The organism is Chitinophaga sp. (genome assembly GCF_039596155.1).
In the GTDB taxonomy this organism is placed as follows: domain Bacteria; phylum Bacteroidota; class Bacteroidia; order Chitinophagales; family Chitinophagaceae; genus Chitinophaga.
In genome coordinates, this window is sequence record NZ_JBCNKF010000007.1 from 78,915 (window position 1) to 94,432 (window position 15,518).

Sequence of the window (15,518 nt, forward strand, 5' to 3'; positions counted from 1 at the left end):
AGTGGGTAAGATGCTTACCTAGTGCCGATCAGGACCTGGACGGTCATCTCTGTCGTTGTGTTTATTGTAGCCTTTCCTGCCTCCATTATTTGGATGGTCCTTTACCCACTGTGCATGCTGGGGATGACCCTTACTTTCAAAATACTTCTCTTCCCTGCTGTCACGAATAGGGGTTTGGTCGTGTTTACCCCTGAAACCACCATATTCCTGGCGGTATTTATCTGCATGCTGGTAAGGCCTGTTGTCACCATTGATCACTACCTTATGCACATTGTATAAGTCTACACTGCGATACTTTGCAGGCAATTGTTTAGCTCTTATCCAGCTGTTGCCACTAGGATATACATACACTTTGTTGGGTACATCATAATAACAGTCGATATCCGGCAGATAATAATAATCTACGTGGTCATAACCGGTAGGCCCCCATGCCGGCTGCGCGCCAATATTGATAGAAATATTTACCTGGGCCTGGCCCGCTACTGTGAAACCTATCACTGCTATAAAAAGGAACATTAGCTTTTTCATATAGATTCGATTTGCCGTTATAGAGACAAAAGGAATGCCCCTTCCACACAAATCTGATTTTTTGAGATGTATAGTCGAAATCTGTCGGCTAAACCTGAAATTATCCTGATCAATACCCCCTACCCCACCAATAAGGGTTTATAATAAGTATAATTAGTTGATAGACAATTGTATTATATGCACTCTAACTTTTTGACTTTTTAGTTCGAAAAGTTAATCAATTGTTAAATGACATCTTTTCTTCGCTATTTGCGCAAACTTTTCTACTTTTGACTTCGAAACTAAAAAAGTCAAAAAGTTAATGATCGCAGAAACCAAGGATGAAATGCGGGATAAGATCCTGGATGCAGCGTTAAGGAGATTCTCAATTTACACTGCTTCCAAGACTACCATGAATGAGATTGCGGATGATCTGCATTGTTCAAAGGCTTCGTTATATTATTATTTTTCCGACAAAAAGAGCCTGCACTTTGCCGTGCTCGAAAAGATCGGGGAGTATTTCATATCAGAGCAGGAAGCCGAAGCAGAGAAAGATTTGCCGGCTGCCAGCATTCTGATAAACCTTCTTGAGATAAAACGGCAGTTTGTTCTCAGGTACTGTCGCCTGGAAATGTTCAAGATCCTGAATGATAACAGTGCGGAAACACTCCGTGTCATGGCTATTATGAAGGAGCGGGAACTGAAAATGATGACACGCATCATGGAAAAAGGGGTGGCAGCAGGGGATTTTAAAATAGATAATATCAGTGAGGTTGCGGCCTTATACACACAAGCAATAGAGGGATTGCGCTTTTCAGTATTGGACTGCATCAATCCTAAATTCGAAACGGAACCGGAAGAAATAGAGAAGATCATAGATAAACAGCGGTTACTCACCGAGATTTTTGTAAAGGGCATAAAGTAATGAGTAAAACATGGGCGTAAAAGAAAGGATATTGGAAACTGCGCTAAGGATGTTCAGGTTATATGGAATCAAAAGCGTGACGATGTTTGATATTTCGAAAGAAACAGGCGTATCTAAGAAAACGGTATACGAGCATTTCGAAGACAAAGAAGACCTGGTGCTGGAGGCAATGAAATTTGTTCTCAACAGTCACATCGAGCATTTCCAGGAGTTCCGCCTTACCTCAGGCCATGCCATTGAAGAGCTGATCAGGGAACTGGAATATATGGAGATGATGGGAAAAACAATCAATCCCGTCATGCTATACGAGATACAGAAGTATCACCCGGCTATCTGGCAGCGAATCGAAGATTTTAAGAAGGATTGTGTACTACAGGGCATTACAGAGAATTTACGGCGTGGAATAGAACAGGGTGTGTACAGAAGTGATCTGAATCTGAATATTATCAGCCGTATGCGACAACTACAGCTTGAAACCGTGTTCGATCCTGTACAATACCCCGTCATGCAATTTGATATGCATGAGGTAATGGAGCAGCTGACAAGACATTTTATTCTGGGCATAGCTACCCTGGAAGGAAGAAAACTGGCAGCACAATATTTAAATATAGAAGAAGAATCTACAACCAGCATCACTTAAAAACCGAATCCGCCAACTAAAAAGCAATTCAAAGAAACATACGGATGAAAAAGATCATGTTTACACTTGTCCTCCTGGCGGGGATCAGGGCTTCCTACGCGCAATCCGCACTGACTTTACAGGACTGCCTGAAATATGCCCTCGCCAACAATCAGGCCCTGGCCCGCACCAGGCTTGAAGAAGATATGGGGAGGTTCAAGACCAGTGAAGTAAGAGGTCAGGCATTACCACAAGTCAATGCCAACGGAAGTTATACCAACAATATTAAGAAACAGGTATTGCCTGTTCCCGGAGAATTCATTGGTGAACCAGGCAAAACAGTACTGCTCACGGCAGGTGTAACACATAACCTGACGGCTTCCGGCTCCGTAACCCAGGAAGTATACAACCAGTCTGTTTTTACCGGCCTCAAAGCCGCTAAAGCCGGTGAAGAATATTACCGTATGCAAACAGCGCAGAGTGAAGAAACCGTGATCTATAATGTGACCAGTCTTTACTATGCAGCACTGGTAAGCCGTGAGAAAACGACGGTGCTGGATGCAAATATTGATAAGCTACAACAACTGGTCAACACGACCGCTACACAGGTTGAAAACGGCCTTGCCCGCAAAATAGACCTGGACAGAATGCGTGTGAACCTTACTAACTATAAAACACAGCGCATCAACGCGCAGAACCAATACCTGATACAGGTGAATCAGCTGAGAATGCAGATGGGTATGTCTATGGGCAATTCCCTGGAATTACCGGCAACGTCCTTTAAGGAAATTGAAAGCAAAACAGCGACTGCTGCCGATTTCGGAGGCGTGTCTCTGGATAACAGGATTGAATATAAAATCCTGACCAAACAGGAGGAACTGCAGAACTACCAGAAGAAAGCGTATATCGCACAATACTATCCTACTCTGCAACTGGGAGGTAACTATTCTTACAATGGTATCAGTAATAAGTTCGACTTCCTGAAGTCCAAGTCCGGCGGCTCTACGGCCAACTGGTACGACATGGCTGCTGTAAGTCTCACCCTGAAAGTACCCATCTTTGATGGTTTTGCACGCCGGTCCAGGGTTAGCCAGGCCAATGTGACACTGAAAGAACTGAGCAAGCAGAAAGAAGAAGTAGCGCTGGCCCTGAACACACAGTTTGAAAATGCCAAGTTGCAAGCCCAGAACAACCTGAGCACCATTCGTGCACAAAAAGAAAACGTAGAACTGGCCAATGAGGTGTATACCTCTACCCAGAATAACTACAACCTGGGTCTGGCCAGCCTGACCGATCTGCTGGATTCAGAAACATCCCTGACTGAAGCACAGAATAACTACAACGAAGCATTGTTGCAATATAAACTGGCAGAACTGGACATCATCAAATCCAACGGGAATCTTAAATCCCTGTTGAACTAACACAATCACCTTCTTAAAAAACCGTATACTGGAACTATATGAAAAAAATTATTATCTGGAGCTTAGTGACCATCGCCGCTGTGGTATTGATCATGTGGAAACTAGGAGCCAATAAAAAAGCTAACGAAGCCAAAACTAATTTTGTAAAAGAAAGTAATGCAGGTGAAATATCAGTGCTGACTGAGAAGGTGACAAAAGAAGATTTTTCACAGGGATTCCTGGCAAATGGAAATTTTGAACCAGTACGTGAACTGGACTACCTGGCGGAAACTTCCGGCCGTATTACCAAACTGTTGGTAGACGAAGGTAGCGTGGTGAAACAAGGCCAGGTGATTGCTTACGTGGATGGTGAAATTCTCGGTACTGACCTGCAATCAGCAAAAGTGAATCTTGAACAATTGCGTGTTGATAAAGAAAGATATGAAGCTGCGTTCAAAACAGGGGGGGTGACGAAGAAACAGGTGGACGATGCCACCCTGCAATATGAACTGGCGCAAACCCGCTATACCGCTGCTTCCCGTCGTGTGAGCGATACGTATATCAAAGCGCCGATCTCCGGTATCATCAATAAGAAATATGTAGAGCAGGGTGCTTACCTCTCCCCTGGTAACAAACTGTTCGACATCGTTGACGTAAGCCGTTTGAAGCTGTCGGTATCCGTTCCTGAAATTCAGGTGGTAACCCTGAAGGAAGGCGACAAAGTAAAGGTAACTACCAACGTATTCCCCGAAGTAAGCTATGAAGGTAAGATCACTTTCATTGCGGCTAAAGGTGATAATACCCTGAACTACCCTGTGGAAATGGAAGTAACCAATATCAGCGGCAAGCAGCTGCGTGCTGGTATGTTTGGTACGGCTCATTTCGATATCAAAAATGCGGCTCCAATGATACTGGTTCCCCGTACCTCTTTTGTAGGTGGTGTAAACAGTAACCAGGTATATGTATTCGAAAACAATACTGCCAAACTGCGCAAAGTAGTAGCAGGCCGAATTTTCGGTGAAAAAGTGGAAATCAGGGAAGGACTGAATGAAGGCGAAACGGTGATCACTGCCGGTCAGATCAACCTGACGGATGGTGCAAAAGTAACCGTGCAACAACAGGCGAAAGGATAATCAGGTCACTCCGGGTAAAAAAAGAAAACAATGAAGATTACAGAAATATCCATCAAGCGGCCTACCATCGTAGTCGTGATATTCACCATCCTTACCTTGCTGGGGGTGATGAGTTATCAGTCACTCAACTACGAGTTGCTGCCTAAGTTCAGCCAACCGGTGGTAACTATTGCTACCGTATATCCCGGTGCTTCGCCTAAAGAGGTGGAAAGTACCATCACCAAGAAGATTGAGGATGCGGTGGCCTCTATGGAAAAGATCAAAAAGATCATTTCTAAATCCAACGAAAGTTTATCTACTGTAACTGTACAGTTAAATAACGATGCGAATGTAGACGTTGCGCTGCAGGATGCTCAGCGAAAGGTGAATGCAGTATTGTCTGATCTGCCTTCTGATGCAAAAACGCCGTCACTGTCTAAGTTCTCTCTCGACGACTTACCTATCATGACGTTGTCTGCTACCGCTGATATGGATAGCAAGCAGTTTTATGACCTGGTAGATAAGAAGATCCAGCCATTGCTCTCCCGTCTGGGAGGTGTGGCACAGGTATCGCTGATCGGTGGCCAGGAAAGGGAAATACAGATCAACGTAGATCCTCATAAGCTGGAAGCTTATAAAATGTCTATCAATACCGTGCGTCAGGTGGTTACAAATGCGAACCTCGACTTCCCTACCGGTAAAGTAAAAACACTCGATCAGCAGATCCTGATCCGCCTGGCTGGTAAATATAAAGATGTAGATCAGCTGCGTAACCTGGTGCTCACTACGACTGATGATGGTACACAGGTGAGACTGAAAGACATTGCAGATGTACAGGATGCGCAAAAAGATGTAGACCGCATAGCCCGTGTAGATGGTGCAAGTGCGATCGCACTGATGGTGCAGAAACAGTCTGATGCCAATGCGGTAACTGTGAGTGAAGAAATGAAGAAGGCTATTGCTGAGATTGAGCGTGATTATGCTTCATTCCACCTGAAGATCTTTATTGCGAATGACTCTTCAGACTTTACACTGGAATCGGCAGATTCCGTGATCCATGACCTGATGATTGCTATCCTGCTGGTGGCCGCAGTGATGCTGTTGTTCCTGCACAGTATCCGTAGTGCGATCTTCGTAATGATCTCTATTCCTGCATCATTGATAGCAACCTTCATTGGTATGAAGCTGATGGGTTTCTCCCTGAACCTGATGTCTCTGCTTGGTTTGTCGCTGGTAGTAGGTATCCTCGTGGATGATGCGATCGTGGTACTTGAGAATATTTACCGTCACATGGAGATGGGTAAGAATAGGGTAAGAGCGGCATTTGACGGGGTGAAGGAAATCGGTTTTACGGTTACTTCCATTACACTTGTAATCGTGGTTGTGTTCCTGCCGATCTCTCTGACAAATGAAATGGTGTCACAGATTGTGCGCCAGTTCTGTGTGGTGGTAATGATCTCTACCATGTTGAGCTTACTGTCTTCGTTCATGATCGTACCGCTGTTGTCTTCCCGTTTTGGTAAGCTGGAGCATATCACAGGCAAGAACCTGTTTGAGAAGTTCATTTTGTGGTTTGAGCGTCAGCTGACGAAGTTTACAGAATGGATGACGGGGATCCTGAAATGGGCGCTGAACCATAAGCGTTGGGCGATCATCGCAGCGATTGTGTTGCTGATAGCTTCTTTCATGCTGGTGGGGAAAGGTTATATCGGTGGTGAGTTTATTCCGAAGGGTGACCGTGGACAATTCATCGTGGTGCTGGAAATGCCGAAAGATGCATCTGTAGAACAAAGTAACCAGGCTACACGTAAAGCAGAAGCTTTATTGTCTAAGCAGAAAGAAGTAACACGTTTGATCACGACAGTCGGTCAGACAAGTGAAGATGGTTTTGGTACCTCACAGTCTACTGCATATAAATCAGAGATCACCGTCATGATGGTGGATGCTGACAAGCGTAAAGTGAGTGCAGATATCTATGCTGCACAGATGAAGGTGGAGTTGCGTAAGATCCTGCCAGGGGTGAAAGTAAAGACCATGGATGTGAGCATTCTGGGTACTGCGGAGGCTGCACCTATCGAACTGGTGGTGATGGGATCTGAACTGGATAGTGCCATGGTATTTGCAAGAGAAGCGATGGCTGTATTGAAGAAAATAGATGGTACAAGTGATGTGAAACTCTCTGTAGAGGAAGGTAATCCGGAAATCAACGTAGTAGTGGATCGTGATAAGATGTCGGCACTGGGATTGACACTGGAGAATGTGGGTGGTACTATGCAGACGGCATTCAGTGGTACAGCGGATGATAGTAAGATTAAGTTCAGACAGGGGGATTATGAGTATGATATCAACATCCGTTTTGATGACTTTGACAGGAAAAATCTGACAGATGTATCTAATATCCAGTTTGTAAACAACAAGGGACAGCTGATCAAGTTATCCCAGTTTGCAACGATCACGGAGGGTTCAGGCCCAAGCCAGCTGGAGAGAAGAGACAAGAATACTTCTGTATCTGTTAAATCTCAGGTGATAGGGGTACCATCAGGTACAGTGCAGGCTGCATTTGCAAAACAGCTTGAGCCGCTGCGTAAGCCGGTGGGTGTGAGTTACCTGTGGGCCGGTGATGCTGAGAATCAGGGAGATTCATTTGGTACGATGGGGGCTGCATTGCTGATTTCTATTGTGCTGGTATACCTGATCATGGTGGCGCTGTATGACAACTACATCTATCCTTTTGTGGTATTGTTCTCTATTCCGCTGGCGATTATCGGGGCCTTGCTGGCACTGGCGCTGACGAACAATACGCTGAACATCTTTACCATCCTGGGTATGATTATGTTGATCGGTCTCGTAGCAAAGAATGCGATCATTCTTGTGGACTTTACGAATCAGATGAAGGAGCAGGGACAGAGTACAGATGAAGCGTTGATTCATGCGAACAATGCACGTCTGCGTCCGATCCTGATGACGACAATTGCGATGGTGATTGGTATGTTGCCGATTGCGTTGGCAACGGGTGGTGTATCTGCCACTAAAAATGGTCTGGCATGGGTGATCATTGGTGGGTTGATCAGTTCAATGTTCCTGACACTGATTGTGGTGCCGGTGGTGTATAAGATTGTGGATGGGTTTATGACGAGGTTTGGTATGAATAAGCCTTCGGCGAAGCGGTTGATCAGACAGCGTTTGGTAGCGCCTTATGCTGCGGAGATTGAAGAGGCATCCCTGAATTAGAAACAAAGAAATTTAAGATACGTTACAAACACAGTGTAACAGTTGTAGGTTTAAGAAGTGGCCGGAGTAGTCGTACTCCGGCCTTTTTATTTCACGCGAAAAGCTTTAGCCCATAGAGAAAGAGCTTTTTCGGCTTTCAGCCGGCTGAAGCAAAAGCCCAATGATTTATTTCCTTGCTAAGAGTAACATGTGTGATACCGGGAATGGAATTTCCTGCAGTCCATCTTCTTTTTCGCGGAACAACTTTGTTTTCCCTTCGAGCCTGTTCTCTACTATCCACTCATTCCTATATGGCTTCGACAATTTATCAACTCTAAAACCTGCTGTCTCCAATTCGCGTTTCCAATCAGCAAAGCTCCAAAAACAGAAGGTTTCGTGCATTTCACTCAGCCAGTTGTCCGTATAGTCTTTCGTGAACAGAAACTCACAGGCATCCTGCATGCGCAGCCGGCAATAAGTCTGCCCACCGGTGGTCACCCATTCATAAGGGAGTTTGTAGCCTTCCTGATGACGGAAATCCATTGCGAAGCGAATGAATTTTGCGCGTGTGGAGAGCTTGTCCAGTGCAGCCGCCAGTTCCTGGTTGTCAGTGATATCGGGTGACATCTGTTTATTTTCACCATCGGTATGATCTAACCATAGTAGCACGATCTCTTCCTTGTTCTCTGGTCCTACCACATCTCTATTGATCCAAACGCCGCCGGGAGCCAGTTCCTGGTAACGGTTGGCAATGAAATCGCGCAGGTCCTGTTCACTGCCATAGGAGGCTATTTCGTGGGTGAGTGAAGAAGTATGAATGGTGTTCATACTACTGGCATCAAATACCAGACTGGTCACCGCATTTTTCTGAGAGAAGAATACTGATGGATTGGCGAAGTCTCCATTGTGCTTACGCTGGTAACAGATTTCAAAAAGATGACGGGACACTTCGATGCCATAGAAGTCGCATTCATGCAAACGGTCGTCCTCGCATCCCATTTTAATCCAGGATCCTGCAGCACAGCCGATATCGCCAATATTGCCGGGTTGTATATAAGGCGCCGTCTCCTGGTACTTCAGGGCAGCGATGTCGTCCATTTGCCTGACGTAGGCATTGTAATCACGGGTAGAAGTCAGGTCACCATCCGCCCCGATGATGGGGTCTTTGAGAATATGTTGCACCTTCTCTCCTATCTTATATTGCTTCCAGATCTTAAAAGATGCAGGATGGATCAGATCCAGCACCGTCTTATCTTTTTGCCATTCCGGCGACTGGGCAATGAGGCGAACGATATCCCAGGGCAGCGGGTGTTTCAGCTGGCCGGTGGTGATATCTAATTCCGCTGGCAATACCCTGTAGCCAAGGGAGGTATACATATCCTTTACGGCAGTACTGCAAATGACTACGGTATTTTCCGGTGTGAGCTGGTGTAATCCTTCGCTGCTGTGACGAATGCTTTTGAGAGTATAGCCAGCAAAGTCATTGATCTCTCCTACATCATCTATTCCATATACAAACACGGGGATGTCCAGGTAACTGGAAAATTCCTGTATGATCATGGACCTGAGATAGAAAGGAACCGGGTTACGCTTTGTACCCAGGTGATTGGCAGAGGTAACTGCAAATATAACCGCCGTGATAGCGGAAGCTGGCATGGTTTGACCCTGAACATCCTGTTCTCCTTCCAGTTGATTTTGCAATAATCTATGGAGATATTTGAACTGAAAGTCTGACAATAGGTGATGTCTACCCGGTATTAGTAAAAACATGATGGGAAATTACAAAACAGTAAGTATTTGAACAAGGCGGGCCCAGGTCTGCTTGTTGCGATATAACCTGGTCACGTGAAGTCTGGACAAAAATCGCCTGTATCCTATGGAAGATACAGGCGATTGAATAAGATTGACAGCCGGCTTTTTTGCAGAAGCGCCTCCATGCTGGAGTAACAATGTGTAAAGCCGGCTCGGGTGTGATGTTGTACCAGCTCTGTATAGAAGCGTTTCTTTTTTGCTAAGGACGAGGCCTGCGGCGGGCATTTCAGGAATTGCCGCAGGCCGGATGAAGTAACAAACAATAGAAGAAAGGCTAGATCTGTGCGTTGGTTTTAATATCGTTAAATGTATATGAAGTTTTTATCTCTCCATTCTCAAACACGGTGACCAACTCATCTTTAAGGCCGTTAGCTTCACTTTCAGGGATGGTTATATATTTACCATCTTTTTTCACCAATACCTGTCTGCCACATTTTGATTTCTTGAAAGAAACGCGGGTGTGACCATTTGCATCCAGTTCCAAGGGATTTTTCTGGACGTTGATACCTTTCCCATTTACCACGGCATAAGCGCATTTCAATGCATATTCCTGTGTATCTCTGTTCACTCGCTGTAGCAGGGCACCACCCATACCTAATACCAGATTTTCGGCACTGATACCCGCATTTTTCAATGCTTCGTAGATAGTGGGGATGGAAGAATAACTGATACCATCACCCTGGATAACCCGTACTTGTGGAGGCAGTACTTTATAACCTTTTTCATTGACAGTATAACCGAATTTTTCAGTGAGTACTTCGAATACTTTCAACAAGGTTTGTACAGCATCACCGCTATCAGGGCGGATCACTAAGGTACCTTCTCTTTGCAGGATCTGTTCTTTCAATTCGGTACCCCAATATTCTTCACAGGCCCTGATAATGTTGTAGGAGTCAGACACGCAGGCAATTGTACCGGTAGGGAATGCATCTAACACATGCCTGAAAATCTCTTTCTCTCCTGGTTCGCCCAACAGTGTCATGATAGAGTGCTCGGTAGCAGGTATAGAGAGACCTGGTGCGGTAGGTGCCTGATAGTATCTTTTGGCAAAAGTTGATGCGATCAGGGTATCGCTACCTGCAAAGCTGATCAGGTGAGCACTACCGCCCCATCCTGCACTTTCTACAGAGCTGGCACCGCGGAAACCAAAGTCATTCAGTACAAAGTCAATACCTGAATAAGATGCAGCACTTGCTGTTTCTCCATAATATTTCTTTACAACTTTTTTGATCTCACGGCTCATGGTGGCTACTGTGGAAGGGTACCATACCTGCATGAGTAAAGTTTCGAGGAAGTTGGTCAGCCAGAAGCAGTTAGGATCGGTGTTTTCGATCGTCATCAGCACATTGTGTGTAGGCGTGACGGTACCTTCCGGAACGGCTTTGATTTTCACTGGCAGGCGGCCGCCGTGTTGCTCAATAATATATTCAAATTTGGTGCGGTCGAATACATCGCTGCGGCCAAATACTTCTTTCAATTCGCTTTCTGCTTCGTCAATTTTTTCTTTGGTGATCACTACACCCTGCAGGTATTCCATCAGCAGGTACTGGAGACCATAGAATACAGTTTCTTCAAACTTGCCGCCCCGGCTTTCAAGGTAGGAATAGATATATTCAGTGCCGGGGATATATAATTTATGGTGAGAGTATTTATAGGCGTCCGCTAAGAGTATGAGGTTTTCCTTTGTCATGATTCTTTGATTTAAGCGTTAGTAGAATATTTTTCAGCGAGTTTCTCTAATAATGGGATGTGTACAGGTACGATTTCTCCGTTAGCGATCAGGGTTTTAAGCTGATTGACAGGTACCCAGCGTAAGGCTGCAATGTCGTCAGCTGCTTTGGGTTCTCCGAACACCAGGTCCGTACTGAATAAGGTGGTAATGATCTTATCAACTTCGGAGCGGTACCGCCAGTCGTCCATTTGCATAGAAAGTTCATATTGCATCGGGCTGGTTTCCAGTTGACCACATTCTTCCTGCAATTCGCGGTGGGCTGCAACATCAAAGCTTTGATCTTCAGGATCGGTAAAGCCGCCTGGCAGGCGCCATGCATTTTCAGCAGGTTTACGCCCCAGCAGCACCTCGGTGCGATTATGCCTGAATACGGCGATATCTACGGTTGGGTATACTTTCGGGAACTGGTTGTATGTATTGTAGATGATGCCAGCCCGGAACTCTTCGGTATCAAAAACCTTGTCGGATACGGCTTCGCGCAGGGCGGTAGCATTGTAGTCCTTGACAGGAGGCAGGGCTTCAGTTCCATAACGACCGCTGTAGTAGGGGATGAAACTATCCCGGCTGCCGTACAGCACGAAGGATTCGTGTGGGAAGTTAGCGGACAGTAATTCATCCATTTTCATGGACCATACTTTATCATCTGCCTGATCGCTCAGCGGAAGAACAATCACTTCAGGGAAGAGTTGTTTGATCATTCTTTCCCGGGTGTAATAATCCAGTGGATTTTTGCGGCTACCTTTCACCGGGCTGACGCCGAGAACGATGATCAGGCGGTTATGTTTTTGCTTTACCTGCCGGATCAGTTCCAAATGACCTTCGTGAAGGCTGGGTGTCTGAAAGCGGGCGATGATTACTCCTGTCGGTTTTAGCGTTGTCATATGCCAGTGTTTTGTGTAATTTCTACACAAATATAGAAGGGTTATTTTATATACGCAAAATATTTTTGGTGATTTTTACACAAATACATCTTACGGATTGATTATCAATAATAAAAAAAATCCCCCTTCCTTTTTACAGGTAGGGGGAAATATGTTAGTGATCAGATCTGGCTTTTTGCTGTGAGATCGAATGGCTTTTGGGCTGGTGGCAGTTTGGACATGAGCGTCATTAGATTTCAAACATGATTCCTTCCTGTTTCAGCTGGAAATACCGCTCTTCGTTAAAGCTGTACAACTTGGCGGGTCTGCCGGCGGAGGGGTGTTTTAATTTTTCATTATGCTCCATTAAGATCCCGAAGTGGTTCATTTTCTTCTGGAAGTTACGCCTGTCTATAGGGCGGTCCAATACTGTTTCATACAGTTTTTCCAGGTCAGAAATAGGGAACTTCTTATCCAGTAGTTCGAAGCCGATGGGCTCATACCGGATTTTGTTTCTTAATCTTTTAACGGCGGTAGAGACGATTTCACCGTGGTCAAAAGCCAATGCAGGTAAATGTTTTATATCGAACCAGCGGGCATCTTCAGCATCTGAGCTGGCAGCCAGTTTAAAGTTAGTCGGGTTGACGAGACCGAAGTAGGCGATAGAGATGATCCTGCCCCGGGGATCGCGTTCCGGTCTGCCAAAGGTATATAGTTGTTCCAGGTAGTTGATGTGCACACCGGCTTCGGTAAGCAGTTCGCGGGTGACGGCGTCTTCGAGTGTTTCGCCGTTTAGTACGAAGCCTCCTGGCAGTGCCCAGTCATGTATAAAAGGTTCTATTGTACGCTTGATGAGCAATACGGATATGCTTTCTTTGGCTGTATAGCCAAATACTACAGCATCTACGCAGAGTCGTATGTCTTGTTTAGGTCCCAAATGATGTAAGCGGGTTATTTAATATAATTGGTCACCTGTGTGCTATCTTTCTTCAGGTTGATGAACAGCGGGCTTTTCTGTGGATCAAATGCGATGATCGTATTTGCCTGCCAGGCATCTTCGGGTGCCGGCAATTCCAGCATTACTTCAAGACCGTTGGCACGGCGAAAGAGCAGGCTGTCTTTGGTGACTATGTGTTTTTTGAATCCATGTCTTTCCAGGATACGTGACATTTCTTCCTGGCGTTGTAAGACGATATTGGTAAGGGAGTCACTACTCACAGGGTGGGTGTTGCGCAGGACATAGCTTTTCTCAGTCACTACGTCGTAAGCGGAGGCATCCCGGTTATCGTTACGTGACGGATTACACGAAAAGCAGCTGGCTGCTACCATTAATATCAACAAAACAGGCTTCATATCACGATATTGAAGCTGCAAGATACCGGTTTTAAAAAAACATCACAAAAAACGCTTTTGCCGTATGGCAAAAGCGTTTTTTGTAAGTGGGTAGCCTGCGGCCGGCTTATCATTCAGAATTGAATATCGAATTTCTTTTCCGCAGCCCCCCTTTTGACTAAGACTGTTGTTTTATCGCCTTTTTTGAAGCTGGCCAGGGCCTGCATGTAGTCTTCGAGATTGGTTACGGCATGGTTGCCTAGTTTAACGATGATATCATTCACCGCCAGACCTGCCTTATAAGCAGGTTTTCCTTCGGTAACAGCATCAACGTGCACACCATTTTTCTGCCAGGTATAATCAGGCATGATACCCAAAGTCACGGAAAACCGGGTACTGGTGCCCGTCTGCTTGTCCTTTGTTCTGGTAAAAGCCAGTTTGGTCATAGCATTAGTTTTCTCGACTATATCGTACACCATTTTCATCACTACCATTTCCCCATTATAGTTTATCCTGTCTGCATCATCTGATGGCTTATGATAATCCGCATGGGAACCGGTAAAAAAAAAGAGTACCGGTACATTTTTCAGGTAGAAGGAAGTGTGATCAGAGGGGCCTGTGCCGGAAGAATCGAAGGTCAGTTTCAAACCGGGGGGTGTCACCGCTTTGACAATGTCAGGCCATGCAGGGGAAGTGCCAATCCCTCCTATCTGTAATCCTTTTGAGGTGTCCAGCCGGCCGATCATGTCCATATTGATCATGTAGTCCACGGTCGCCAGATCCACCGGGCAATGGTCTGCCAGGTATTTGGAGCCAAAGAGACCCAGTTCTTCACCAGAGAAGGCGGTGAAAAGAAAATTGTATTTATTGAAATGTGCACCTTTCAGCAGGCGGGCCAGTTCAATGAGGGCGGCAGTACCACTTGCATTGTCATCAGCGCCATTGTGGATTGACTTTTCATTGGGAGTGAGGGAGTTATGATCCTCTCCTTTTCCCAGATGGTCAAAGTGGGCGCCTATTATGATGGTGGAAGCAGCTTTATTGTCCAGGAAACCAATCACATTGGTACCGGTACGTTTGCTGGTGCCAAAGGCAACATTCATGCTAACATGTACTTCCTCGGCATTTTCCATGGTCTTGCTGATGCCATCCGTTACCCACATGACGGGAATGGAGAGTGAGGTGGTTTCTTTTGATAACCATTTATGTACATCGGTGGCAGATTCAGGACCGTTGTAGAAAACGACACCGGTAGCTCCGGCTTTCGCAGCTTCGGCAGCCGCCTGGCGGTATACTTCCAGGGGATCGGTATGTGGGTCTGCTTCGATGTCTTTTACATTGAGCAGCCATATATTATCCGGTTCATTGACAGCAGGCATTACATCTCCCTTCGCGCTCTTTTCGGCACTGAAAGGCAATGGGATGTATTGTTCAACGGGGGTTAATGCATTATTATTAATAACCAGGGAGCTGGCGGCGCCGATAGTTTTACCTTCATTGACAGGAAAAGTCTGGAGGTAGCCATTATCTCCTTTAGGGGTCAGGCCGGCCTGCTTCATTTGTGCAGAGATATAACCTGCGGCCAGTTGTTCTCCGGGGCTGCCCGTGAGGCGTCCCTCCAATTTATCGCTGGCCAGGTAGGTAATGTGTGCCTGTAGGTTTCCCAGGGTTTTACGGTCGGCTTTCTTTTGGGCCGTCAGTTGCGCAGATGGCAAAGCGAGCGCCAGCAGCCAGATGGTGTGCTTCACAGTTGTATGCATTTAATATTAAAGAGGTCAAGAGACGATAGTCAGTTCAGCAAGCGATAACCCGGTATCTAAGTTGTTGGTTAGCAATTCATATACCGCGGGATAATAACATTCATATCCTATACGTTGTTTAGATTCCCGGTTCAAATTTATGACGCTGCAGCATAACTATTGTGACGGAAAAGGCAATTATTGGTCCAAAATCGCCGAATTTGGAAAATCAGCCTATTTTTGCGGGGCTTAAACAAAAACTAAACTATA

12 protein-coding genes are annotated in these 15,518 nt (G+C 45.6%); 5 read left to right on the top strand and 7 right to left on the bottom strand.

From position 1 onward, the window contains the following. Window positions 1-18 precede the first annotated feature (18 nt). Window positions 19-528 (bottom strand): hypothetical protein, encoded by a 510-nt coding sequence (locus ABDW33_RS08955; RefSeq protein ID WP_343689717.1) that lies wholly within the window; start codon window positions 526-528, stop codon window positions 19-21. Between the two features lie 301 nt (window positions 529-829). On the opposite strand from ABDW33_RS08955, the gene ABDW33_RS08960 reads away from it, so the two are divergent. Genes ABDW33_RS08960 through ABDW33_RS08980 form a run of 5 tightly spaced genes read left to right on the top strand, consistent with a single transcriptional unit; the run spans window position 830 to window position 7,794 of the window. After that, window positions 830-1,432 carry a TetR/AcrR family transcriptional regulator gene (locus tag ABDW33_RS08960; protein WP_343689718.1) on the top strand — a complete coding sequence of 201 codons (603 nt, stop codon included), beginning with the start codon at window positions 830-832 and terminating at the stop codon, window positions 1,430-1,432. Between the two features lie 10 nt (window positions 1,433-1,442). After that, window positions 1,443-2,072: a TetR/AcrR family transcriptional regulator gene (locus ABDW33_RS08965; RefSeq protein WP_343689719.1), complete on the top strand. Its 630-nt coding sequence runs from the start codon at window positions 1,443-1,445 to the stop codon at window positions 2,070-2,072. Between the two features lie 44 nt (window positions 2,073-2,116). Next, window positions 2,117-3,472 carry a TolC family protein gene (locus tag ABDW33_RS08970; RefSeq protein ID WP_343689720.1) on the top strand — a complete coding sequence of 452 codons (1,356 nt, stop codon included), beginning with the start codon at window positions 2,117-2,119 and terminating at the stop codon, window positions 3,470-3,472. Window positions 3,473-3,510: 38 nt separating this feature from the next. Then, entirely contained in the window at window positions 3,511-4,584 is a 1,074-nt protein-coding gene (locus ABDW33_RS08975; RefSeq protein WP_343689721.1) for an efflux RND transporter periplasmic adaptor subunit, read from the top strand. A 30-nt stretch (window positions 4,585-4,614) separates the two neighbouring features. Continuing rightward, on the top strand, window positions 4,615-7,794 hold the full coding sequence (locus tag ABDW33_RS08980; protein ID WP_343689722.1) for an efflux RND transporter permease subunit: 3,180 nt from the start codon (window positions 4,615-4,617) through the stop codon (window positions 7,792-7,794). 165 nt (window positions 7,795-7,959) lie between these two features. Here the strand turns inward: ABDW33_RS08980 and ABDW33_RS08985 are convergent, their stop codons facing one another. From ABDW33_RS08985 to ABDW33_RS09010, 6 genes are all read right to left on the bottom strand, one after another. After that, on the bottom strand, window positions 7,960-9,543 hold the full coding sequence (locus tag ABDW33_RS08985; protein ID WP_343689723.1) for a transferase: 1,584 nt from the start codon (window positions 9,541-9,543) through the stop codon (window positions 7,960-7,962). Window positions 9,544-9,859: 316 nt separating this feature from the next. Continuing rightward, window positions 9,860-11,275 carry a nicotinate phosphoribosyltransferase gene (locus ABDW33_RS08990; protein ID WP_343689724.1) on the bottom strand — a complete coding sequence of 472 codons (1,416 nt, stop codon included), beginning with the start codon at window positions 11,273-11,275 and terminating at the stop codon, window positions 9,860-9,862. An 11-nt stretch (window positions 11,276-11,286) separates the two neighbouring features. Then, entirely contained in the window at window positions 11,287-12,198 is a 912-nt protein-coding gene (locus ABDW33_RS08995) for an NUDIX domain-containing protein (protein WP_343689725.1), read from the bottom strand. A gap of 229 nt (window positions 12,199-12,427) precedes the next feature. Next, the gene (locus tag ABDW33_RS09000; protein WP_343689726.1) at window positions 12,428-13,114 is read right to left on the bottom strand and encodes an NUDIX domain-containing protein; all 687 of its coding nucleotides are present in this window, start codon (window positions 13,112-13,114) and stop codon (window positions 12,428-12,430) included. A gap of 14 nt (window positions 13,115-13,128) precedes the next feature. Continuing rightward, window positions 13,129-13,530 (bottom strand): hypothetical protein, encoded by a 402-nt coding sequence (locus ABDW33_RS09005; protein ID WP_343689727.1) that lies wholly within the window; start codon window positions 13,528-13,530, stop codon window positions 13,129-13,131. Window positions 13,531-13,643: 113 nt separating this feature from the next. Next, on the bottom strand, window positions 13,644-15,257 hold the full coding sequence (locus tag ABDW33_RS09010; protein WP_343689728.1) for a M20/M25/M40 family metallo-hydrolase: 1,614 nt from the start codon (window positions 15,255-15,257) through the stop codon (window positions 13,644-13,646). Window positions 15,258-15,518: the final 261 nt, after the last annotated feature.

Excerpts from the sequence above, each read along its gene's own strand:
- ABDW33_RS08955 (WP_343689717.1), bottom strand. The coding sequence starts at position 528 with ATGAAAAAGCTAATGTTCCTTTTTATAGCAGTGATAGGTTTCACAGTA.
- ABDW33_RS08960 (WP_343689718.1), top strand. The coding sequence starts at position 830 with ATGATCGCAGAAACCAAGGATGAAATGCGGGATAAGATCCTGGATGCA.
- ABDW33_RS08965 (WP_343689719.1), top strand. The coding sequence starts at position 1,443 with ATGGGCGTAAAAGAAAGGATATTGGAAACTGCGCTAAGGATGTTCAGG.
- ABDW33_RS08970 (WP_343689720.1), top strand. The coding sequence starts at position 2,117 with ATGAAAAAGATCATGTTTACACTTGTCCTCCTGGCGGGGATCAGGGCT.
- ABDW33_RS08975 (WP_343689721.1), top strand. The coding sequence starts at position 3,511 with ATGAAAAAAATTATTATCTGGAGCTTAGTGACCATCGCCGCTGTGGTA.
- ABDW33_RS08980 (WP_343689722.1), top strand. The coding sequence starts at position 4,615 with ATGAAGATTACAGAAATATCCATCAAGCGGCCTACCATCGTAGTCGTG.
- ABDW33_RS08985 (WP_343689723.1), bottom strand. The coding sequence starts at position 9,543 with ATGTTTTTACTAATACCGGGTAGACATCACCTATTGTCAGACTTTCAG.
- ABDW33_RS08990 (WP_343689724.1), bottom strand. The coding sequence starts at position 11,275 with ATGACAAAGGAAAACCTCATACTCTTAGCGGACGCCTATAAATACTCT.
- ABDW33_RS08995 (WP_343689725.1), bottom strand. The coding sequence starts at position 12,198 with ATGACAACGCTAAAACCGACAGGAGTAATCATCGCCCGCTTTCAGACA.
- ABDW33_RS09005 (WP_343689727.1), bottom strand. The coding sequence starts at position 13,530 with ATGAAGCCTGTTTTGTTGATATTAATGGTAGCAGCCAGCTGCTTTTCG.